At 60.2% G+C, this 20,778-nt stretch carries 19 protein-coding genes and 4 tRNA genes; 9 read left to right on the forward strand and 14 right to left on the reverse strand.

The genetic code is table 11. The features are described from left to right. Window positions 1-13: 13 nt before the first annotated feature. The 5 genes from FIV38_RS13880 to FIV38_RS13900 all read right to left on the reverse strand — a co-directional run bounded on the left by FIV38_RS13880 (window position 14) and on the right by FIV38_RS13900 (window position 2,891). Window positions 14-400, reverse strand: a complete 387-nt coding sequence (locus FIV38_RS13880; RefSeq protein ID WP_029292809.1) for a tetratricopeptide repeat protein — start codon at window positions 398-400, stop codon at window positions 14-16. Further along, the gene (locus FIV38_RS13885; RefSeq protein WP_029292807.1) at window positions 401-772 is read right to left on the reverse strand and encodes a hypothetical protein; all 372 of its coding nucleotides are present in this window, start codon (window positions 770-772) and stop codon (window positions 401-403) included. Next, window positions 769-1,107, reverse strand: a complete 339-nt coding sequence (locus FIV38_RS13890) for a helix-turn-helix domain-containing protein (RefSeq protein WP_029292804.1) — start codon at window positions 1,105-1,107, stop codon at window positions 769-771. The genes FIV38_RS13885 and FIV38_RS13890 overlap by 4 nt, the downstream gene beginning before the upstream one ends. 97 nt (window positions 1,108-1,204) lie before the next feature. Beyond that, window positions 1,205-1,660: a YkvA family protein gene (locus tag FIV38_RS13895; RefSeq protein ID WP_092235025.1), complete on the reverse strand. Its 456-nt coding sequence runs from the start codon at window positions 1,658-1,660 to the stop codon at window positions 1,205-1,207. Window positions 1,661-2,162: 502 nt separating this feature from the next. Next, on the reverse strand, window positions 2,163-2,891 hold the full coding sequence (locus tag FIV38_RS13900) for a BamJ family beta-barrel-assembly machinery protein (protein WP_092235022.1): 729 nt from the start codon (window positions 2,889-2,891) through the stop codon (window positions 2,163-2,165). Between the two features lie 258 nt (window positions 2,892-3,149). Here FIV38_RS13900 and FIV38_RS13905 point away from each other — a divergent pair, with 258 nt between their 5' ends. Further along, the gene (locus FIV38_RS13905) at window positions 3,150-4,958 is read left to right on the forward strand and encodes a di-heme-cytochrome C peroxidase (protein ID WP_092235019.1); all 1,809 of its coding nucleotides are present in this window, start codon (window positions 3,150-3,152) and stop codon (window positions 4,956-4,958) included. A 29-nt stretch (window positions 4,959-4,987) separates the two neighbouring features. Beyond that, window positions 4,988-6,130, forward strand: a complete 1,143-nt coding sequence (locus tag FIV38_RS13910) for a catalase family protein (protein ID WP_029292796.1) — start codon at window positions 4,988-4,990, stop codon at window positions 6,128-6,130. Between the two features lie 234 nt (window positions 6,131-6,364). Here FIV38_RS13910 and FIV38_RS13915 read toward each other — a convergent pair. Together FIV38_RS13915 and FIV38_RS13920 are read right to left on the reverse strand one after the other, a co-directional pair. After that, window positions 6,365-6,441 (reverse strand) — tRNA-Asp (locus tag FIV38_RS13915). Window positions 6,442-6,459: 18 nt separating this feature from the next. Further along, window positions 6,460-6,535: transfer RNA gene (locus FIV38_RS13920), tRNA-Val, on the reverse strand. A 201-nt stretch (window positions 6,536-6,736) separates the two neighbouring features. Here FIV38_RS13920 and FIV38_RS13925 point away from each other — a divergent pair. The 3 genes from FIV38_RS13925 (at window position 6,737) to FIV38_RS13935 (ending at window position 10,763) form a co-directional block, all read left to right on the forward strand. Continuing rightward, on the forward strand, window positions 6,737-7,255 hold the full coding sequence (locus FIV38_RS13925; RefSeq protein WP_070995369.1) for a sigma-70 family RNA polymerase sigma factor: 519 nt from the start codon (window positions 6,737-6,739) through the stop codon (window positions 7,253-7,255). 7 nt (window positions 7,256-7,262) lie between these two features. Further along, on the forward strand, window positions 7,263-8,246 hold the full coding sequence (locus FIV38_RS13930; RefSeq protein WP_070995370.1) for a FecR family protein: 984 nt from the start codon (window positions 7,263-7,265) through the stop codon (window positions 8,244-8,246). A 78-nt stretch (window positions 8,247-8,324) separates the two neighbouring features. Beyond that, window positions 8,325-10,763 carry a TonB-dependent siderophore receptor gene (locus FIV38_RS13935; RefSeq protein WP_092235016.1) on the forward strand — a complete coding sequence of 813 codons (2,439 nt, stop codon included), beginning with the start codon at window positions 8,325-8,327 and terminating at the stop codon, window positions 10,761-10,763. 255 nt (window positions 10,764-11,018) lie between these two features. Here the strand turns inward: FIV38_RS13935 and FIV38_RS13940 are convergent. Beyond that, window positions 11,019-11,095 (reverse strand) — tRNA-Asp (locus FIV38_RS13940). 19 nt (window positions 11,096-11,114) lie between these two features. After that, window positions 11,115-11,190: transfer RNA gene (locus tag FIV38_RS13945), tRNA-Val, on the reverse strand. A 159-nt stretch (window positions 11,191-11,349) separates the two neighbouring features. Between FIV38_RS13945 and rdgC the strand changes: the two genes are divergently transcribed. From rdgC to sugE, 3 genes are all read left to right on the forward strand, one after another. After that, the gene (gene rdgC, locus FIV38_RS13950) at window positions 11,350-12,270 is read left to right on the forward strand and encodes a recombination-associated protein RdgC (RefSeq protein WP_092235010.1); all 921 of its coding nucleotides are present in this window, start codon (window positions 11,350-11,352) and stop codon (window positions 12,268-12,270) included. Between the two features lie 150 nt (window positions 12,271-12,420). Further along, a complete protein-coding gene (locus FIV38_RS13955) occupies window positions 12,421-13,377 on the forward strand; it encodes a bile acid:sodium symporter family protein (RefSeq protein WP_092235007.1) in 957 nt (318 codons plus the stop codon). A 106-nt stretch (window positions 13,378-13,483) separates the two neighbouring features. Continuing rightward, window positions 13,484-13,798, forward strand: a complete 315-nt coding sequence (sugE, locus tag FIV38_RS13960; protein WP_065943540.1) for a quaternary ammonium compound efflux SMR transporter SugE — start codon at window positions 13,484-13,486, stop codon at window positions 13,796-13,798. A gap of 71 nt (window positions 13,799-13,869) precedes the next feature. Here sugE and FIV38_RS13965 read toward each other — a convergent pair whose 3' ends face one another. The 3 genes from FIV38_RS13965 to FIV38_RS13975 all read right to left on the reverse strand — a co-directional run bounded on the left by FIV38_RS13965 (window position 13,870) and on the right by FIV38_RS13975 (window position 18,242). After that, the gene (locus FIV38_RS13965; RefSeq protein WP_092235004.1) at window positions 13,870-15,744 is read right to left on the reverse strand and encodes an MFS transporter; all 1,875 of its coding nucleotides are present in this window, start codon (window positions 15,742-15,744) and stop codon (window positions 13,870-13,872) included. 66 nt (window positions 15,745-15,810) lie between these two features. Beyond that, a complete protein-coding gene (locus tag FIV38_RS13970; RefSeq protein WP_092235002.1) occupies window positions 15,811-16,965 on the reverse strand; it encodes a TDT family transporter in 1,155 nt (384 codons plus the stop codon). Between the two features lie 92 nt (window positions 16,966-17,057). Further along, on the reverse strand, window positions 17,058-18,242 hold the full coding sequence (locus tag FIV38_RS13975) for an MFS transporter (RefSeq protein ID WP_092234999.1): 1,185 nt from the start codon (window positions 18,240-18,242) through the stop codon (window positions 17,058-17,060). 90 nt (window positions 18,243-18,332) lie between these two features. Here FIV38_RS13975 and FIV38_RS13980 point away from each other — a divergent pair, with 90 nt between their 5' ends. Further along, complete coding sequence (locus tag FIV38_RS13980) at window positions 18,333-18,878, forward strand: TetR/AcrR family transcriptional regulator (protein ID WP_092234996.1); 546 nt, start codon at window positions 18,333-18,335, stop codon at window positions 18,876-18,878. 153 nt (window positions 18,879-19,031) lie between these two features. Here FIV38_RS13980 and FIV38_RS13985 read toward each other — a convergent pair whose 3' ends face one another. Both FIV38_RS13985 and FIV38_RS13990 read right to left on the reverse strand, forming a co-directional pair. After that, window positions 19,032-19,811, reverse strand: coding sequence for an ABC transporter permease (locus FIV38_RS13985; protein WP_029292774.1), 780 nt, complete (start codon window positions 19,809-19,811; stop codon window positions 19,032-19,034). Then, window positions 19,808-20,740 (reverse strand): ABC transporter ATP-binding protein, encoded by a 933-nt coding sequence (locus tag FIV38_RS13990; protein ID WP_092234993.1) that lies wholly within the window; start codon window positions 20,738-20,740, stop codon window positions 19,808-19,810. Before FIV38_RS13990 ends, FIV38_RS13985 begins: the two co-directional genes overlap by 4 nt. Between the last annotated feature and the right edge of the window lie 38 nt (window positions 20,741-20,778).

Raw genomic sequence — 20,778 nt, forward strand, 5'->3', positions numbered from 1 at the left:
GGCTTGCCGGCTCCTACAATTGTTCCAGACGCATCTGCGCCAGCGGATGCCCGGCCTTGGCAGCGAGGGTCCACCAGCGCGCGGCTTCGACCGGGTCGGGGGCCTTGCCCAGGCTGCCAGCCAGGCTCAGCACGCCGACTTGATAGGCAGCCTTGCCATCTCCAGCCTGGCCGGCCAAGCGCAGCAAGCGCACGCCCTCTTCCCGTGCGCCAAGACCCTGGCCGCGAAAGGTCAGGATGTGCCCATAGAAACTTTGGGCCTCGACATTACCCAGGTTGGCCATGCGTGCAAACTGCCCCTCCAGCCAGTGCCAGCCACGGGGCTGACGCACAAACCATGACCAATGAAACAACCTGCGCGCCAACCAGTAGCTGGCATACGCTTTGAGCTTCCAGAACACTCAAGCCTCCGCTGATTCAGGATATTCGTACTCGAACACACGGACCACTTCCGAGGCGTGCCACGACGCCGCAGCGACGCCATCGGATGGCCCACAGAAACGCCCAAGGCGTTCGACACATTCAAAAAAACCGGTGCGCGGCAAGCGACTCGCGCCCTGGCTGATCACCAGGGAACTGCGCAGGGGTTGCTCGGCCTTGGCATCAAGGGCGGCCAGGTGCTCAAGTGCAGCGGTCAGGGTTTGCATCGCCGGCGTCGGAAACTGCAGGCGCTCAAGCAATGCGCGATAGGTCAAAAGATGGCGTTGGCGACGGGCCTGATCAAGTTCGTTGAGCAATCCATCCCAATGCTGACGGCTGATGCGCACACTCACACTGCATCCCTCCAACCCGCAATCCCCAACTCCCAGGCCAGGCTGCGACGGATCGCGGCATCCGGCTGGCGCTCACCACTTTCAATCAAACCCAGGTAGGACGGGCTTATACCCACAGTACGAGCCAATGTCTCGATCGCCAGCCCCTTGGCTTCGCGCAGGCTGCGTAATTGCTCCAGGGGGCGTAGATCCTGCTCGGTAGCGATGGGTGGGATCTGTGCAGAAGGCGTGGCTGGTTGCTGCAGGCCGGCGGCTGTCAACAGCGCCTGGTACTGAGCCCATGGCAGAACCGCGTATTCGGGTTCGCCATCCCGTGAAATGATTTGTATATCCATGACTGCCCCGTAGGATCACAACACTTACGAAGTAAGTACTTTCCTTAGGAGTGTAATCCTAACAGCCACAAAGAGCGCAGGGGGATAATCCGCGTCTTCAGTTTTTTTTCGGGTTTTCCTGCTCCAGAAGCTGTGGCGTGGCGGGCAAGCGCTCAACCACCACCAACTTCTCCGGGCGCTGGCGTTCACGCCAGGCGCGGAAAGCACTCAGCTCACCGTCCAGGGACTTCATGACCCAGGCCAGAACCGCGATGTCATCGAGCATGCCGAACATCGGCAGGAAATCCGGGATGGCATCAATCGGGCTGAGGAAATACATCAAGCCCGCCACTACCGATATCAGCGCCTTGGGGCTGATGGCCCGGTACTCGCCGCGCCAGTAGGCCAGGCACAACGCCTGGAGTAGCTTCAGGTCGTCCTTGAGCTTGCCCAGGCGGCTGCCCTGGTTTGAACCTTTGGCAGCGACCGCGAACAACAGGGTCGGCAGGCGTCCACGCCCAATCAGGCGTGCGGCCAACGGTAGGAAACGGGTGAAATTCCAGGGTGCTTTCATCGTCACTCCAGTTCCAGGCGAGAGAAAAGGTTATCCACACAACTTGTGGATAACCTTGTGAACAGAGCCCATTTTCGCGGCTGAAAGCCACGTAATACAAGGCCTACAGTCAGATCGGGCGTTTTTTGCGCACATAAAAAAATCCCAAGATTTCATTGACTTGGGGTGCATCTGCGGCTACCCGTGCCGAGGTATAGCATCAGACTGCTCTAAATCGCAGGTGTTCGTTCGGATTGCAAGGGATCCGGTTTTCAGCGAACTCACCCTGTGGCGAGCGGGCTTGCCCCGCGCTGGGGTGCGTAGCAGCCCAAAATCCAGCCAATTCAGTCTTCCTGATACGATTGGGTAGGCCTATTGGGGCTGCTACGCACCCCAGCGCGGGGCAAGCCCGCTCGCCACAACAAGCCTTCTTGCCACAATCAGCCCGCTCACCACAGATAAATAGAACCCGCAGAAACAACAACGCCCCGTATAAACGGGGCGTTGGGTGTTCAACCGCTGCTTACTTGGCAGCAGGTGCTTCAGGAGCGTCAGCCTTGGCCGGGTCCTTGATTGCCAGCAGCTCCAGGTCAAAGACCAGTACGGAGTTGGCTGGAATCGCCGGGCTCGGGCTCTGGGCGCCGTAGGCCAGGTCGGACGGGATGTACAACTCGACCTTCTCGCCTACGTGCATCAGTTGCAGGCCTTCGACCCAACCCGGGATCACGCCGCTGACCGGCAGGTCAATCGGGCTACCGCGATCCACGGAGCTGTCAAAGGTGGTGCCGTTGGTCAGCTTGCCGGTGTAATGCACAGTCACTACGTCGGTAGGCTTGGGTTGCGCGCCTTCGGCCTTCTTCACGATCTTGTATTGCAGACCGGAAGCGGTGGTGACGACGCCGTCTTTCTTGGCGTTGTCTTCGAGGTATTTCTTGCCGGCGGTTGCCGACTCTTCGCTCATCTTGGTCATGCGTTCTTCAGCACGCTTTTGCAGTGCGGAAAACGCTTCAACCAGTTCTTCGTCCTTCAGCTTCTGTTCTTTCTTGCCGACGGCATCTTCGATGCCTTGGGCAACGGCCTTGGAGTCCAGGTCATCCATACCTTCCTGAGCCAGGCTTTTGCCCATGTTCAGGCCGATACCGTAGGAAGCTTTCTGCGCCGGGGTTTTCAGCTCTACGCTGGTTTGCGAATCACAACCCGCAAGTACCAGGCTAACCAGGGCCACCGCCGCCGCCAACCGATGCTGTTTCATGCTATTTCCTTGTTCATGCGCCAAAAGGGCATTCGAATAAAGTCGCGAGCTTATCAGGCGGCCACGACCAATGGCTACCGGCATGTGAGCAGGAAACTTCTGATAAGTTCACGTGTTTAAAAGCATTTTCATCTGCCACAAAGCCCGGCGAAGGACAGCCGATGTACCGAAAACCGCCTGCGTAGACGGATCATGGCTACTTGCCGCCTACCGCGCTCAGTGGCATAAGGACACAACCACTCGACAAGGATAGTTATCTTGCGCATTTTTTCCCGTGCTTTACGCCTGATCCTGTCACTTCTGGGACTGGGGCTGGCCGTCGTACTCTATTACGTGGCCAACCCGAAGCTACCGGATTACGTGCCGGTACAGCAGGTGCACTACCAGGACCAATGGAGCGCCGCCGACCGCCAGGTCTACTACTTCACCCCCCAGGGCACCCAGGTCAAGGGCCTGCGTTACAACTGGTTCTCTGCGCTGGAGCTGCCGTTTTCCGAGCAGCGATTCGCCGAGCCGGCCAACCTGGCGCGCTTTGGTTTCCTGGTAGACCCGCGGCAACAGGCCACACCCCAGAACCCCGGCAACCTGCCCGTAGGTTTCGCCCGGCACAAGAATGCCGGCAGCAACGATGAGTTTCTCGATATAACCTGCGCCGCCTGCCACACCGGCGAGTTGCGCTTCAATGGCCAGGCCCTGCGCATCGACGGCGGCTCGGCGCAACACGTGCTGCCCTCCAGTGTCCCGACCCTGCGCGGTGGCAGCTTTGGCCAGGCCCTGGTGGCCAGCCTCGCGTCCACTTATTACAACCCGTTGAAGTTCAGGCGCTTCGCCCACCGCGTACTGGGCGATCAATACGACGCCCAATACGATCAACTGCGCCAGGACTTCAAGAAGTCCCTGGACAACTTCCTCAAGGTGGCCTGGAACGATACCCACCGTGGCCTCTACCCCACCGAAGAAGGCCCGGGGCGCACCGATGCGTTCGGCCGCATCGCCAACGCCAGCTTCGGCGATGCCATTTCGCCGGAAAACTACCGTATCGCCAACGCGCCGGTGGACTACCCACAGTTGTGGGACATGTGGACCTTCGACTGGGTGCAATGGAACGGCTCGGCCCAGCAACCCATGGCGCGTAATATCGGCGAGGCACTGGGCGTAGGCGCGACCCTGGCGTTCTTCGACAGTGCCGGCCAGCCTCTGCAGGGCGATGCGCGCTACCCTTCCAGCGTACGCGTGCGTGACCTGAACCTGATCGAAGAAACCCTGCAACGGCTAAAGCCCCCGACCTGGCCTGAAGCGCTGTTCGGCGCTATCGACAAACCCCTGGCCGCCCGTGGCCGCGCATTGTTCACGGAAAACTGCGCGGCCTGCCATGTGCCCAGCGTGAGTGAAGTCAACGGGCGCCCGGTACAGCAGTTGAAGATGCTGGCGGTGGACTACATCGGCACCGACCCTGGCACCGCCAGCAACATTGCCGACCAACGCTACGACCTCAGCGCCCTGCAATGGGACCCGGCCGAGTTGGCGCAGTTAAACGTCGAACTGCACCCCGCGCCGACCGAACCGCTGGACCTGCGTAGCCTGTCCGTGGCCAAAGGCCTGGCCTATGTCACTGCATTTGTCGAAGAACATGCTTACCGCGCCGCCGGTATCACCCCAACCGAACGCCCACGCCTGGACGGTTTCGGCCTGCCCATCGGCGTGCGCGAGCTGCGCGCCTACAAGGCCCGCCCGCTGGCCGGTGTGTGGGCCACGCCGCCGTTCCTGCACAACGGCTCGGTGCCGACGCTCTACCAATTGCTATCACCCCAGTACGAGCGCAGCCGCACCTTCTATAAAGGCACCTTCGACTACAACCCACGTCACCTGGGCTATCGCACCGAGGCTTTTAAAAACGCGTTCCTGTTCGATACGAGCATCACCGGCAACCATAACAGCGGCCACGAGTTCCGCGCGGGCAAGCGTGGCAACGGGGTGATTGGCCGGGGCCTGGAGCCTGAGGAGCGCTGGGCGTTGCTGGAATACCTGAAAGTACTGGGCGGCCCGCTGGAGCAGCAACTGCCATGACTTCCCCATTTCGATACAAGGACCGTTCCATGCTCGCTCGACTGTGGCTGCGCCTCGGCGCGTTTCTCGGCAAGACGCTGTTATGGCTGGTAGGCCTGGGCCTGCTCGGCTGGTTGCTGTCGACCCTGTGGTTTGCCTGGCACCACAGCGGCCCGGTGCCTACCGAGGAGCAGATACCGCCGGGCGAAGCGGCCATGACCCAAGGCATCATCCAGACGGCGGTGCGCATCGTCGACCAGCATCGCGAAGGCACCCGTTACCTGCGCGATGCCCATGCCAAGGCCCACGGCTGCGTGAAGGCCGAAGTCCGCGTGCTGCCGGACCTTGAGCCGGCGCTGCGCCAGGGCGTGTTCGCCGAACCGGGCAAGACCTGGCAGGCGATGATGCGCCTGTCCAACGGCAACGCTTATCCACAGTTCGACAGCATCCGCGATGCTCGCGGCATGGCGATCAAGTTGCTGGACGTGCCGGGCAAGCAATTGCTGGCCGATCAGCAGGCGCGCACCGAGCAGGACTTTGTCATGTTCAGCCACCCGAATTTCTTCGTCAGCGACGTGGCCGAATACGCGCAGAACGTCGGGGCCCAGGCCGATGGCAAAAAAGCCATGGCGTTTTTCCCAAGCCTCGACCCACGCAGTTGGCAGGTGCGGCATCTGTTTATCGCCCTGGCCACACTTGCACCCGCACCGGCCAGCCCGACCGAGGCGACGTACTTTTCGGTATCGCCCTACAAGTTCGGCAGCGCAAATGCCAAATTCCGCGTCGCCCCAGACCCGCAAAGCTGCCCGGAGTACAGCCTGCCCAAGCAAAACCAGGACTTGCCGAACTTCCTGCGCAGCGCCTTGAGCCAGCAACTGTCCACGGACCGTATCGACGCGTGTTTTGTGCTGCAGATCCAGCGCCAGAACCCGCAGAAATATATGCCCATCGAAGACACCAGTATTGAATGGAAAGAAAGCGACGCGCCCTACGAGAGCGTGGCAAAAATCCGCATCCCGGCGCAGGACTTTGATACTCCAGCCTTGAACCTGGCCTGTGACAACCAGTCGTTCAACCCATGGTTTGGCGTGGAGGAACACCGGCCGATTGGGGGGATCAATCGGCTGCGCAAGGCGGTGTACGAGGCGGTGAGTGATTATCGGCATAGCCGCAATACCCCCTCTGATCGTTGACCTGTAGGAGCGGGCTTGCCCGCGATGTTCGTTAACGATAACGCTGGTTGCCTGACACCCCGCGGCGTTTTATCGCACGCCTTCGCCGGCACGCTGGCGCCTCTTCGCGTAGGCGCAGGTCAACGTGTATGGGAGGATTTGTCCCTGGCCACAGAATCCCAGGCACAAAAAAGCCCGCTCAGTGAGCGGGCTTTGCGTGGTGACCTGGCGTTCAGCATTCCAGATTACCGAATATGGCGCAGCGGACGGGACTCGAACCCGCGACCCCCGGCGTGACAGGCCGGTATTCTAACCGACTGAACTACCGCTGCGCGTAGCATTGGACGTAATGGTGGGTGATGACGGGATCGAACCGCCGACCCTCTGCTTGTAAGGCAGATGCTCTCCCAGCTGAGCTAATCACCCTTTACGTTTGGTGCGGGGCGCATCATATACGAAAATTTCGCAATGTGTTGATTTAAATGCAATTTATTTGAAATATCTTTTCGCCAGCAGGCTACACCCAGGAAAACCGGTGCTTGTAGCGGGTAAACGCGAGTCTATTGCGTTTACCCAGCCCTGGGCTCACAATTAGAAACCATTCTCAATAACACCTGGGCCACGCCTATGTCTGTGGGTGAACCGCCATTCCAACGGGAAATAACCCAGCTCTACAGCGAGCATCATGGCTGGCTACTCACCTGGCTGCGGCGCAAGCTGGGCTGCCGGCAGAACGCTGCCGACCTGGCTCAGGACACTTTCGCGCGCATCCTCAACACCCGTGAATCGGTGGCGACGATCCGCGAACCCAGGGCCTACCTGAGCACCACTGCGCGGCGGCTGATCATCGACCAGGCCCGACGCAAACAGATTGAACAAGCCTACCTGCAGGAACTGGCGCTGACGATGGACGCGCTTGAGGGGTTCCAGTCGCCGGAACAGATCAACACGACCCTTGAAGCTCTGGAGCAGATCGCGTTTATCCTCGAAGGCATGCATGAGTATTCGCGCCAGGCATTTGTGCTCTATTACCTCGAAGAACTGACCCAACAGCAGATCGCCCGGCAACTCAAGCTCTCGGAACGCACGGTACGCAAATACCTGATCCAGGCCCTGGTGCATTGCGGCCATAGTATGGACACCTGAGCCCCCCATGCCCGACGCCCGCCAACAGATCGAAGAACAAGCCGCCGAATGGATGCTGCGCCTGCATGAAGGTGAGCTGAGCGAAGCCCAGCGCCTGGCGTTCGATTGCTGGAAACAACAAGGCCCGCACTACGCCGCTGCCGCTGCACGCATGGAAGCGGTGATTTCGCGAATGCAGGCCCTGCGTGGGAAAAAGTCACCAGCACGGGCGGCGCTGAATGCTGCGTTCGCCAATCAGCAATCGCGCCGCAGCAAAAGCGCAGTGCGCACCCTGCTGCTGGCATGCAGCCTGGCAGTGCCTGCCGCGGCGCTGCTGCTCAGCCCCTACCCGCAGCGCTGGATGGCCGACGTGCGCAACGGCCCCGGCCAGTGGCAAACCCTGCGCCTGGCCGACGGTTCGGCCCTGAGCCTCAATGGCATCAGTGCGGCCAACCTGCATTTCGACGCCACGCAACGGCGCATCGAACTGCTGCAAGGCGAAATCCTGGTGGAAGTGGCCCACGATCAGGCACGGCCGTTTATCGTACAGACCGCCCAAGGCAGCATGCGCGCGCTGGGCACGCGATTTGTGGTCAAGCGCGAGGGCGATAGCACCGTGCTGAGCATGCTCGAATCGCGCGTGGCAGCCCACAGCGCCGATGCGCGGCAGAGCCTGGAAGTCGCCGCTGGTTCCCAGGCCCTGATCAGTACCGACAGCGTCCGCCTGACCGGTAGCATTGACCCGGCCGGCATCAATGAAGCCTGGCGTCGCCATCAACTGGTGGTGGAAAACCGGCCATTGCCCGAGGTGCTGGATGAAATCGCACGGCATCGTTCTGGCCGCCTGCAGTTTGACCGTGCCGCCCTGCAAAGCCTGCGGGTGTCGGCCGTGATCCCCCTGGACGACAGCGACCATGCCCTGCAACTTTTGGCGCAAACCCTACCGATAACGGTGCAAACCTATACCCCTTGGCTGGTCATCGTGAACCCGTCCAACACAGCCAATAAATAATTATTCGCATTTGCTTCCGGTTTTTTCGCAGTTGCCCGTCAAGCAAGGTAATTCGACACATAAAGGATTGCCTTCACCATGCACACCCCTTCCTACCTTCGCGGGCGCTTTGCCCTGCTAAGAAGCGCGCCATTTTCCCTGGCCATGCTCGCCGCCACCGTTGGCGCCTTGCACATCAACCTGGCCCAGGCGGATACGCCAAGCACCGCTGCCCAGGCTTACAACATTCCCGCCGGGCGGCTGGGCAGCTCGCTTAACCGCTTCGCCCAGCAAGCCGGCGTGGCGATTGTGTTCCAGTCCCGGGAACTGGAAGGCCTCAATGGCCCGGGTTTGCAAGGCAATTACGGCATACAGGACGGTTTCGACCGGTTGCTGCAGGGCAGCGGCTACATCGCGGTAAAGGGCGACCAAGTGTATGCACTGCAACCCGCGCCCGCTGCCAGCAACGGCAGCATGGAACTGGGCCCGACCCAGGTCACCGGCAATCAGTTGGGTAACGTCACTGAAGACAGCGGTTCCTACACGCCCGGCAGCATCGCCACCGCCACGCGCCTGGTGCTGACCCCCAAGGAAACCCCGCAGTCCGTCAGCGTTGTTACGCGCCAGCACATGGATGACTTCGGCCTGAACAACGTCGACGACGTGATGCGCCATACCCCGGGCATCACCGTGTCGGCCTTCGACAGCGAGCGCAGCAACTATTACGCCCGCGGTTTTTCGATCAATAACTTCCAGTACGACGGCATTCCTTCAACAGCGCGTAACGTCGCCTATTCGGCGGGCAATACCCTGAGCGACATGGCGATCTATGACCGCGTCGAAGTGCTCAAGGGTGCCACTGGCCTGCTGACCGGCGCCGGCTCCCTGGGCGCGACGATCAACCTGGTACGCAAGAAGCCCACCGCCGATTTCCAGGGGCACGCCACCCTCGGCGCCGGTTCCTGGGACAACTATCGCAGCGAACTGGACGTCAGCGGCCCGCTGACCGAGAGCGGCAATGTGCGCGGCCGGGCGGTCGCAGCCTACCAGGACAAGCATTCGTTCATGGACCACTACTCGCGCAAGAGCCCGACGTACTACGGCATCATGGAGTTCGACTTGTCACCGGACACCCTGCTGACCGTCGGCGGTGATTACCAGGACACGTTGCCCAAGGGTTCTTCCTGGTCAGGCAGCTTCCCGCTGATCAACTCCAAGGGTGATCGCAACAAGGTCAAGCGCTCGTTCAACAACGCCGCCGAATGGAGCAGCTGGGAGCAGTACACCCGCACCGTATTCGCCATGCTCGAACATGACCTGGGTGATGGCTGGGTGACCAAGCTGCAACTGGACCACAAGATCAACGGCTACCACGCACTGATGGGCTCGATCCAGGGCGACCAGCCACAGCCGGACGGCACCGCACAGTTGACCTCGGGCAAATACACCGGGGAAACGGTCAGCGATTCCGCCGACCTGTACGTGAGCGGCCCGTTCAGCCTGGGCGGCCGCGAACATGAACTGGTGCTGGGCGGCTCCATCAGTGCCTCGCAGTGGAAAGGTAAAGGCTACTGGAACCTGAGCCCGAACATCGTCGACTTCAATAACTGGCACGGCCACGCGACCCTCCCGGACTGGGGCAATGCCCAATCCCTGACCGACGACACCGTGCGCCAGACCGGCGCCTATGTAACCACCCGCCTGAATCTGGCCGATGACCTGAAGCTGTTGCTGGGCGGTCGAGTGGTCAACTACCAGGTCACGGGCTACAACCCCAACTATCGTGAATCCGGGCGCTTCGTGCCGTATGTCGGTGCTGTCTACGACCTGAACGACACCTACTCGGTGTATGCCAGCTACACCGACATCTTCATGCCCCAGGAAAACTACAACCGCGACCGGGATAACAAGCTGCTTGAGCCCGATGAAGGCCAGAACTGGGAATTGGGGGTGAAAGCCGACTTCCTCGACGGCCGGGTAAACGCCAGCGCGGCGTACTTTGAAATCCACGAGTCCAATCGCGCCCTCTCCGATGACGAGTACAACAACCAGACGCCAATCCCGTCCAACTACGCCTATAAGAGCAGCAAGGCTGTGACCAAGGGCTACGAAGTGGAAATGTCCGGCGAGATTGCCCCCGGCTGGCAATTGCAGGCGGGCTATACCCACAAGATCGTGCGCGATGACAAGGACGTGAAAATCTCCACGTTCGAGCCTGAAGACCAGATCAAGCTGTACACCACCTACAAACTCAAGGGCGACCTCGACAAATTGACCGTCGGCGGTGGCGTGCGCTGGCAGAGCGTGGGCTGGCAGGATATCTACAACAACCCACATGGCGGGTATGAGGAGTTCTCCCAGGAGGCCTACTGGCTGGTGGACCTGATGACCCGCTATCAGGTCACCAAGAACCTGTCGGCAACGCTGAACGTCAACAACATCTTCGACAAGTCCTACTACACCAATATCGGTTTCTATAACTCCGCCGCCTATGGTGAACCGCGCAACTTCATGGTCACCACACGCTGGAATTTCTAAACCCCCAATAAAAAACGCCCCCGGTCATCGGCAATGACCGGGGGCGTTTTTTTGCAATCCCTGTAGGAGCGAGCTTGCTCGCGAAGAACCTGAGAGCACCGCGTGCACCCAGGATGCCCGCATCATCGTTAACAATCTTCGCGAGCAAGCTCGCTCCTACAAACGCACAAAGGCAAACCCCAGACAGCAAAAAGCCCGCTCAATGAGCGGGCTTTCTGTGGTGACCTGGCGTTCAGTGTTCCAGGTTACCGAATATGGCGCAGCGGACGGGACTCGAACCCGCGACCCCCGGCGTGACAGGCCGGTATTCTAACCGACTGAACTACCGCTGCGCGTAACACATGAAGCGAATGGTGGGTGATGACGGGATCGAACCGCCGACCCTCTGCTTGTAAGGCAGATGCTCTCCCAGCTGAGCTAATCACCCTTCGTTTCGGTGTGGCGCGCATTCTACGGAGCGACCCCAAGTCTGGCAAGCACTTTCTTAAATCTTTTTTTTCAGCCCTTCCAATGGCTTAGGCAGGGTTGGCCTGCGGCCTTATCAAGAGAATAATGCCCCACTTTGTATAAAGGAGAGACTCACCCCATGTGGTTCAAGAACCTGCTTATCTATCGCCTGACCCAAGATCTGCCTGTTGATGCCGAGGCGTTGGAAACTGCAATGGCCACCAAACCGGCGCGCCCTTGTGCAAGCCAGGAGTTGACCACTTACGGTTTCGTCGCACCTTTTGGTAAAGGTGAAGACGCGCCCCTGGTGCACGTCAGCGGTGACTTCCTGCTGATCGCTGCGCGCAAGGAAGAACGTATCCTGCCAGGCAGCGTGGTGCGTGATGCGGTGAAGGAAAAGGTCGAAGAGATCGAAGCCGAGCAAATGCGCAAGGTCTACAAAAAGGAACGGGACCAGATCAAGGATGAAATCATCCAGGCCTTCCTGCCACGCGCGTTTATCCGTCGTTCGTCGACCTTCGCGGCCATCGCGCCAAAACAGGGCCTGATCCTGGTGAACTCGGCCAGCCCCAAGCGCGCCGAAGACCTGCTGTCGACCCTGCGTGAAGTGATCGGCACCCTGCCGGTACGTCCGCTGACCGTGAAAACCGCGCCAACCGCAATCATGACCGACTGGGTCACCACCCAGAAGCCGGCCGATGACTTCTTCGTGCTCGACGAATGCGAACTGCGCGACACTCACGAAGACGGCGGCATTGTGCGCTGCAAGCGCCAGGACCTGACCGGCGAAGAAATCCAGCTGCACCTGACCACCGGCAAGGTCGTGACCCAACTGTCCCTGGCCTGGCAGGACAAATTGTCCTTCATGCTCGACGACAAAATGACCGTCAAGCGCCTGAAGTTCGAAGACCTGCTGCAAGACCAGGCCGAACAGGACGGCGGCGACGAGGCCCTGGGCCAACTGGATGCCAGCTTCACCCTGATGATGCTGACCTTTGGCGACTTTCTGCCGGCGTTGGTGCAAGCATTGGGCGGTGAAGAGACCCCGCAAGGTATCTAAACGCACACACTCAATGTAGGAGCTGGCTTGCCTGCGATGGCGGTGTATCAGTTGCAGAGTCACTGACTGACCCAACGCTATCGCTGGCAAGCCAGCGCCTACAGTTGATTGGGCTACCACTCCCAGCACTCTAATAATAAGGACATCGCCATGCGCGCACTCGCCGCCTTGAGCCGTTTCGTCGGCAATACTTTCGCCTACTGGGTGCTGATCTTTGCCGTGGTCGCGTTCCTTCAGCCCAGTTGGTTCATCGGCCTGAAAAGCGCCATTGTGCCGCTGCTGGGCCTGGTGATGTTTGGCATGGGGTTGACCCTCAAACTTGAAGATTTCGCCGAGGTTGCTCGCCATCCATGGCGCGTAGCCCTGGGCGTGGTCGCGCACTTTGTGATCATGCCCGGTGTGGCCTGGTTGCTGTGCCAGGCCTTCCACCTGCCACCGGAAATCGCCGTCGGCGTGATCCTGGTCGGTTGCTGCCCAAGCGGCACCTCGTCCAACGTGATGACCTGGCTGGCCCGGGGCGACCTCGCATTGTCGGTGGCCATCGCCGCCGTCACCACCCTCCTCGCCCCGCTGCTGACCCCGGCGCTGATCTGGCTGCTGGCTTCCGCGTGGCTGCCGGTATCGTTCATGGAGTTGTTCTGGTCGATCCTGCAAGTGGTGCTGCTGCCCATTGTCCTCGGGGTATTGGCGCAACGCTTACTGGGTGATCGCGTACGGCATGCCGTCGAAGTATTACCGCTGGTATCGGTGGTCAGCATCGTGATTATTGTCGCGGCCGTGGTCGCGGCGAGCCAGGCGAAGATTGCCGAATCGGGCCTGCTGATCATGGCGGTGGTGATGCTGCACAACAGCTTCGGCTATTTGCTCGGTTACTTCACCGGCCGCGTGTTCAAGCTGCCACTGGCCCAACGTAAGTCGCTGGCGCTGGAAGTAGGCATGCAGAACTCAGGGCTGGGTGCCGCACTGGCCAGTGCGCACTTCTCGCCGCTGGCGGCGGTGCCGAGTGCGCTGTTCAGCGTCTGGCACAATATTTCCGGGGCGTTGTTGTCGACGTATTTCCGCCGGATGAGCGAGAAAGAAGACCGCAAGGCCCTCGCCGAAACTTGATCGGATGCTGGCTTTTCGGCACTCTACGAACCTTCGCGGGGACGACCCCGCGACTCGTTCGAGCATTCAATCCGGGGACGACCCCACTTCTAAAAGGAAGGTCTTTATGTCCTGGGTCATTCTGTTTTTCGCCGGGCTGTTTGAAGTTGGCTGGGCTGTCGGCCTGAAATACACCGACGGTTTCAGCAAGCCGCTGCCTACCGCCCTGACGATTGCCGCCATGGCCGTCAGCCTCGGCCTGCTGGGGCTGGCCATGAAGGAGCTGCCGCTGGGCACCGCCTATGCCATCTGGACCGGTGTCGGCGCCGTGGGCACGGTGATCGCCGGGATTATCCTGTTTGGCGAGTCCATGGCGCTGTTTCGGCTGGCCAGCGTAGCGCTGATCATTGCCGGGCTGATTGGTCTCAAGATCAGCGCCTGATGCTGTTGTAGGAGCCGGCTTGCCGGCGATGAGGCTCTTTTTGCGGACGCCATCGCCGGCAAGCCGGGCTCCTAAAGGGTGGTGCCACGCAATGCCAGCACTTGTTCCTGCAAGGCTTCTGGCGTCGCCTGCTCCACCGCCAACGGCGGCCCCGCCACCAACGTCACCCGCGACCAGATCCGGTGAAAGATGCCCTTGTTCGGATCGCGGCTGAAAAAGCTCCCCCACAACCCCTGCAACGCCATGGGAATCACCGGCACCGGGGTTTCCTCAAGAATCCGCGTCACCCCACTTTTGAACTCGTTGATCTCACCGTCGGCGGTCAATTTGCCTTCCGGGAAGATACACACCAGCTCCCCGTCCTTCAGATATTGGTTGATACGCTGGAAGGCCTTTTCGTAGATCTCCAGGTCTTCATGGCGCCCGGCAATCGGAATCGTCCCCGCCGTGCGGAAGATAAAGTTGAGCACCGGCAAACGGTAGATCTTGTAATACATCACAAAACGAATCGGCCGACGCACCGCCCCACCAATCAGCAATGCATCGACAAACGACACATGGTTGCACACCAGCAACGCCGCGCCTTCGTCCGGGATGTGTTGCAGGCCGCGATGCTGCACGCGGTACATGGAGTGGCCGAGCAGCCAGATCATGAAGCGCATGGTGAACTCGGGCACGATCCTGAAGATGTAGGTGTTGACCGCAATGTTAAGCAGTGACACCACCAGGAACAGCTCGGGGATCGACAGCTTTGCCACACTCAGCAGCAGGATGGTGACAATCGCCGAGACCACCATGAACAACGCATTGAGAATATTGTTGGCGGCAATCACCCGCGCCCGCTCGTTCTCGGCGGTGCGCGACTGGATCAAGGCGTACAGCGGCACGATATAGAAACCGCCAAACACCCCCAGGCCGAGGATATCGATCAACACCCACCAGGCCTGGCTGTAACCCAGGACAGCCAGCCAATCGTTGGCTTGGACGTTCTGCGGGAAGCCGCCGGAATGCCACCACAACAACAGGCCAAACACTGTCAGGCCAAACGACCCGAAGGGCACCAGGCCGATTTCCACCTTACGCCCGGAGAGTTTTTCACAGAGCATCGAGCCCAACGCGATACCGACCGAGAACACCGTGAGGATCAGGGTCACCACTGTCTCATCGCCATACAGCCACTCTTTGGCGTAGGCCGGGATTTGCGTGAGGTAAATCGCCCCGACAAACCAGAACCACGAGTTGCCGACAATCGAGCGCGACACGGCCGGCGTTTGTCCCAGGCCCAGGCGCAAGGTGGCCCAGGATTGACTGAAGATGTTCCAGTCCAGGCGCATCTCGGGGCTCGATGCCGCAGCGCGAGGGATGCCGCGGCTGGCCAGGTAACCCAGCACCGCAATCGCGACAATGGCGGTGGACACCACAGGCGCGTAGTCGGTTGAGGACATCATGACCCCGGCGCCGATGGTCCCGGCGAGAATGGCCAGAAACGTGCCCATCTCCACCAGGCCATTACCGCCGACCAATTCCTCTTCGTGCAAGGCTTGCGGCATGATCGAGTACTTCACCGGGCCAAACAGCGCTGAATGGGTGCCCATGGCAAACAGCGCCAGCAGCATCAGTTCCAGGTGGTTGGTCATAAAGCCCACGGCGCCGACGGCCATGATCACGATCTCGCCGATCTTGATCGCGCGAATCAATGCATCCTTGTTGAATTTCTCGCCAAACTGCCCGGCCAGGGCCGAAAACAGGAAGAACGGCAGGATAAACAACAAGGCGCAGAGGTTGACCCAGATCGAGCGGTCGCCCTCGATCGCCAGCTTGTAGAGAATGGCGAGGATCAAAGATTGCTTGAAGATATTGTCGTTGAACGCGCCCAGGGACTGAGTAATGAAGAACGGCAAAAAGCGCCGTTTGCGCAGCAAGGTGAATTGCGAGGGGTGGCTCATCGTCCGTGTTCCTGGTGGCCTGAAGGCTTTATTGATTTTTCAGGCCACGACTTTACCTAATCCCGCTTACTTATTCCCCAATCCTGCAATACACGGTGAAACAAACAGCTCGCCTTTATAGGCACCCTGCACGGTGCGCTTGCCGACAACCAGCCACATCAGGGCCAGGGCGGCGACCAGCACGCTGCCGGTCACGCTGAAAAATGCCAGGTGCAAGGTACTGCCCAGTTTCAAGGTAGTCAGGGCATACACCCCCAACGGGAAGGTAAAGCCCCACCAGCCCAGGTTGAATGGAATACCGGCGCGCAGGTAACGCAGGGTGATCAGCACCGCGATCAACATCCACCACAAGCCCAGGCCCCACAGGGTGATACCGGCCACCAGCCCCAGGCCTTCGGCAATCGCGCCGATACCGGCAAACCCATTGGCGGCGAAAATCGCCGGCGCATCGTTGCCCAGCAACAACATACCCAGGGCGCCGGTGCCGATCGGGCCAAGGGCCAGCCAGCTCGATGCAGCCATATTGGCGTGGGGCAGTTTATGCAGGGCCATGCGCAGCATCAGGATCGTCAGAATGCTGAATGCAACCGGTAGGGAAAATGCCCAGAGCACGTAGCTGGTCACCAGCATCACCAGTTGCGAATGGGCGTCGGCGAGGTGCGGCGCCAGCAGGCCACCACTAGCGGCGGCGACTTCGGCAGCCACCACCGGCAGCAGCCAGACAGCCGTCATCTGGTCGATGCTGTGCTCCTGACGGGTAAACATCATGAACGGGATCAACACCCCGCACGCCAGGGCCATCGCCACGTCTATCCACCACAGGGCTTCGGCCAATTGCACCACGCCCTCGCCCCAGCGCGGCAGGCCAAACAGCAGCAAGCCGTTGATGATGGTTGCCAGCCCCATGGGAATGGTGCCGAAAAACATCGAGACCGTGGAGTGCCCGAAAATCCGCCGCGCCTCGTCGTAGAACATCACCCAGCGCGCCGCGTATAAGCCGCTGAACAACACAAACAGGAAAATCGTCAGCAACCACAGCCCTTCGGCGATGGCATAGACGCCCGGCAGTTGCACCGGCAACTGCGCCAGGGCCAACGCCAGCACGCCGGTCCCCATGGTGGCGGCGAACCAGTTGGGGGTGAACTGGCGAATCACCTCCCTGGGGCCCGCCAAGTGGCTGAACGGTTTGTAACGAGTGGCAATGCTATTGGGGCACGTCATGGTTCAATCCTCTTCCTCGTATGAGGTTGAGCCCATGATAGAAGCGCAGCGAATATCTATATAACGGGTAATATCTCTAACTGTTATCTATTTCACCTATATACAGCCTTGGCCGGTGCTTGCTTCATCAAGCCAATCAAGGCCCCTAGCGCCAATACGATCAGTACCGCACCGTAGCCGTCGGTGGTAGCGATCAGGCCAAAACTACGGGTCAGGTTGCCCGCCAGCAGGGCCGGCAGGCAAAACGCCAGGTAGCTGAGAACGTAAAACGCCGACATCAACCCGGCCCGCTCATGGGGCAACGCCAGGGGCACCACACTGCGCACCGCGCCGAGGAAACCCGCGCCAAAACCGCTACCGGCGACCAGCGTCGCGAGAAAAAACAGTGGCAGGCTGGCGCTGTGGACCGCGCCGAGAATCAGCGCAACACCCGTGGCCAACAGCCCTGCCCCCAGGCGCAATACCTTATCTGCCGGGCGATTGCGCAGGCTGAAGATCATCACCGCGCCACTGAGGGTCAACACGGCGACCAGACCGCCACCGATCAGGTTGGAAGTCGAACCGGTCGTCGCGCGCACCAGCGACGGTGCCAGTGACAAGTAAAAACCGCCCATCGCCCACACCGCGATATCCACCGGCAGCGACAGCCACAAGGCCCGACGCGCCTGGGGCGGCACGTGCAAGGTGGGCCATAGCGAGGCCAGCGCGCCCGGCATGCGGCTGACGCTTTCCGGTAGCTGCCAGACATAGAGGCTCTGCACCAGCATCAGCGCAAACAAGGCCCAATAGATCAACTGGGTCGGCAGCGGCGCGAACTCCACCAGCAAACTGCTGCCCATGGCGCCACAAGCCATGCCCAGCAAGGGCGCAACACTGTTGACCAACGGGCCCTGCTGGCGGTCAGTGTCGAGCAAGGCGGCACCGAGTACGGCGGTAGCCATGCCCGTGGCAAACCCCTGCAAGGTGCGGGCAGCGATCAGCCAGGCGACACTGTCTGCGTGGATAAACAGCAGCATCGCCAGCATATTCAAGACCAGCGCGGCGAAGATCACGGGTTTGCGTCCCAGGTGATCCGATAGCGAGCCAACAGTCAGCAACGCTGCCAGCAGGCTCAAGGCATAGACGCCGAAGATCAGGGTCAGGGTGCCGGCGGAAAAATGCAGGCCTTCCTGGTAAAGGTGATACAACGGCGTCGGCGCACTGGAGGCGGCGAGAAACGTCAGCAGGGTGATCGCCAGGAACACCAGGCTGGAACGGTAAGAAGTGACGGTGGACATGGGCACGCTCCGCTAAAGCTAATATTTTGCTTTTGCTGAGTGTGCTACTGCATCGGGCTTAAAGCAAATTCTTTGTGTTAAGGTTTTGGCATGGCGATAAAAGAAGGCCTCCGCCCGGGGGGCCGTAGTGCCCGGGTACAAGAAACGGTTCATTCGGCGGTGCGCCAGTTGCTACAAGAGCAAGAGCGCGCCAGCGTGACCGTGCCGCAAATCGCTGCACGTGCCGGGGTCACTCCGTCGACCATTTACCGGCGCTGGGGCGACCTCGCCGCCCTGCTCGCCGACGTCGCCTTGGCCCGCATGCGCCCGGACAGCGAGCCGGCCAACACCGGCAACCTGCGCGGCGATCTGCAAGCCTGGGCCGAGCAGTATCTGGACGAGATGAGTTCGGAACCGGGGCGCAACATGATGCGCGACGTGCAGTGCAGCCAGACGCCGGGGTATTGCGTGACCATTCTGGGCGGGCAGTTGCAGGTGATCCTGGATCGTTACCAGGGTAGCGGCCAGGCATTGCCCAGCGTGGATCGGCTGATCAATCTGCTGGCGGCGCCGACGGTGTTTCGGATTCTGTTTGGCGCTGCGCCGATGCGGGCCGAAGAACTGCATGAACTGATCGAAATCGCCCTGCAGCCCTGAGCTACACACAAATCCAAATGTGAGAGCAGGTTTGTGTAGGAGCGGGCTTGCCCGCGATAGCGGAGTGTCAGGTTAGATACAGTTGACTGACCCACTGCCATCGCGGGCAAGCCCGCTCCCACACAAGCCAGCCCATACATTTTTAGACCTTGCTTAGGTACGCATACCACGCCCGCTCACCAGCAACCGCGCGCAGCCGATATACAACACCACCGTCGCCACGATCATGAAGGTGATCGCCACGCTGATCTTGATATCCGACACCCCGAGGATCCCGTAGCGAAAGGCATTGACCATATGCAACACCGGGTTGGCCATCGAGACGGTCTGCCAGAACGGCGGCAGCAAGGTGATCGAATAAAACACCCCGCCCAGGTAGGTCAGCGGGGTCAGCACAAAGGTCGGGATGATCGAAATATCATCGAAGTTGCGCGCAAACACTGCGTTGATAAAGCCCAGCAGCGAGAAGATCGTCGCCGTCAGCACCACTACCAGGATGGTCACCCCCAGGTGATGCACCTGCAGGTCGGTGAAGAACATCGACAGCACCGTCACAATCGCCCCGACCATCAGGCCGCGCAATACGCCGCCCAGGGTGTAGCCGATCAGGATGGTGTGCGGCGAGACCGGCGAGACCATCAGCTCTTCGATGGAGCGCTGGAACTTGCTGCCAAAGAAACTCGACACCACGTTGCCGTAGGAGTTGGTGATCACCGACATCATGATCAGCCCCGGCACGATGTACTCCATGTAGGTGAAGCCGCCCATGTCGCCAATCTGCCGGCCGATCAGGTTCCCGAAGATCACGAAGTACAGGACCATGGTGATCGCTGGCGGTAGCAGGGTCTGCGGCCAGATGCGCATGAAGCGCTTCACTTCGCGGTAGACGATGGTATTGAGCGCTACCAGGTTGGGTTGGAACTCGGAACTCATACCGCCACCTTCGCCAGATTTTTCTCCACCAGGGACACGAACAACTCCTCAAGGCGATTGGTTTTGTTACGCAGGCTCAACACCTCAATATTCTGCAAGGCCAACTGGCTGAACAGCGCGGTGATGCCCACAGCTTTATCGACCTGTACTTCCAGGGTATGGCTGTCTACCAGGCGGGTTGGGTAGCCGATCAGTTGCGGCGGCACCGACAGGTTGTTCTTCAGGTCGAGGAGGAACGTCTCCACATGCAACTGGCCCAGCAGGTTGCGCATGCTGGTGTTTTCGACAATGGTGCCGTGGTCGATGATGCCGATGTTGCGGCACAACTGTTCAGCCTCTTCCAGGTAATGGGTGGTGAGGATGATGGTGATGCCTTTCTGGTTCAGTTCGGTGAGGAAGGTCCACATCGAGCGACGCAACTCAATGTCCACCCCCGCCGTCGGCTCGTCGAGGATCAGCAGGCGCGGCTCGTGCACTAGGGCACGGGCGATCATCAGGCGCCGCTTCATGCCGCCGGACAGGGAACGTGATGGCACGTCGCGCTTGTCCCACAACCCCAGTTGGGTCAGGTACTGCTCGGCGCGCTCCTTGGCGACCTTCGGCGGGATGCCGTAGTAACCGGCCTGGGTCACTACGATATCGAAGGTCTTTTCAAACTGGTTGAAGTTGAACTCCTGGGGTACCACGCCAATGCTGCGCTTGAGGGCAGCCGGGGATTTGTCCAGGTCGTGACCAAAGATATTCACCGTGCCACTGGTCTTGTTGACCAGGGTCGACAGAATGCCGATGGTGGTGGATTTGCCGGCACCGTTGGGGCCGAGCAACGCAAAAAAGTCACCTTCAGCGACATCCAGATCGATACCACTCAGGGCCTGGAAACCGTTGCCGTAGGTTTTGGTTAGCTGCCGGATGGACAGAGCGGAACTCATATCGGATTACGCACCAAGGAAGGGAATAGAAAGAATAG

This window comes from Pseudomonas proteolytica (assembly GCF_007858275.1).
GTDB classification, from domain to species: Bacteria; Pseudomonadota; Gammaproteobacteria; order Pseudomonadales; family Pseudomonadaceae; genus Aquipseudomonas; species Aquipseudomonas proteolytica.

Excerpts from the sequence above, each read along its gene's own strand:
- sugE (WP_065943540.1), top strand. The coding sequence starts at position 13,484 with ATGTCCTGGGTCATTCTGTTTTTCGCCGGGCTGTTTGAAGTTGGCTGG.
- FIV38_RS13980 (WP_092234996.1), top strand. The coding sequence starts at position 18,333 with ATGGCGATAAAAGAAGGCCTCCGCCCGGGGGGCCGTAGTGCCCGGGTA.
- FIV38_RS13900 (WP_092235022.1), bottom strand. The coding sequence starts at position 2,891 with ATGAAACAGCATCGGTTGGCGGCGGCGGTGGCCCTGGTTAGCCTGGTA.
- FIV38_RS13930 (WP_070995370.1), top strand. The coding sequence starts at position 7,263 with ATGCCCGACGCCCGCCAACAGATCGAAGAACAAGCCGCCGAATGGATG.
- FIV38_RS13910 (WP_029292796.1), top strand. The coding sequence starts at position 4,988 with ATGCTCGCTCGACTGTGGCTGCGCCTCGGCGCGTTTCTCGGCAAGACG.
- FIV38_RS13975 (WP_092234999.1), bottom strand. The coding sequence starts at position 18,242 with ATGTCCACCGTCACTTCTTACCGTTCCAGCCTGGTGTTCCTGGCGATC.
- FIV38_RS13970 (WP_092235002.1), bottom strand. The coding sequence starts at position 16,965 with ATGACGTGCCCCAATAGCATTGCCACTCGTTACAAACCGTTCAGCCAC.
- rdgC (WP_092235010.1), top strand. The coding sequence starts at position 11,350 with ATGTGGTTCAAGAACCTGCTTATCTATCGCCTGACCCAAGATCTGCCT.
- FIV38_RS13965 (WP_092235004.1), bottom strand. The coding sequence starts at position 15,744 with ATGAGCCACCCCTCGCAATTCACCTTGCTGCGCAAACGGCGCTTTTTG.
- FIV38_RS13990 (WP_092234993.1), bottom strand. The coding sequence starts at position 20,740 with ATGAGTTCCGCTCTGTCCATCCGGCAGCTAACCAAAACCTACGGCAAC.
- FIV38_RS13890 (WP_029292804.1), bottom strand. The coding sequence starts at position 1,107 with ATGGATATACAAATCATTTCACGGGATGGCGAACCCGAATACGCGGTT.
- FIV38_RS13925 (WP_070995369.1), top strand. The coding sequence starts at position 6,737 with ATGTCTGTGGGTGAACCGCCATTCCAACGGGAAATAACCCAGCTCTAC.
- FIV38_RS13895 (WP_092235025.1), bottom strand. The coding sequence starts at position 1,660 with ATGAAAGCACCCTGGAATTTCACCCGTTTCCTACCGTTGGCCGCACGC.
- FIV38_RS13955 (WP_092235007.1), top strand. The coding sequence starts at position 12,421 with ATGCGCGCACTCGCCGCCTTGAGCCGTTTCGTCGGCAATACTTTCGCC.
- FIV38_RS13985 (WP_029292774.1), bottom strand. The coding sequence starts at position 19,811 with ATGAGTTCCGAGTTCCAACCCAACCTGGTAGCGCTCAATACCATCGTC.
- FIV38_RS13935 (WP_092235016.1), top strand. The coding sequence starts at position 8,325 with ATGCACACCCCTTCCTACCTTCGCGGGCGCTTTGCCCTGCTAAGAAGC.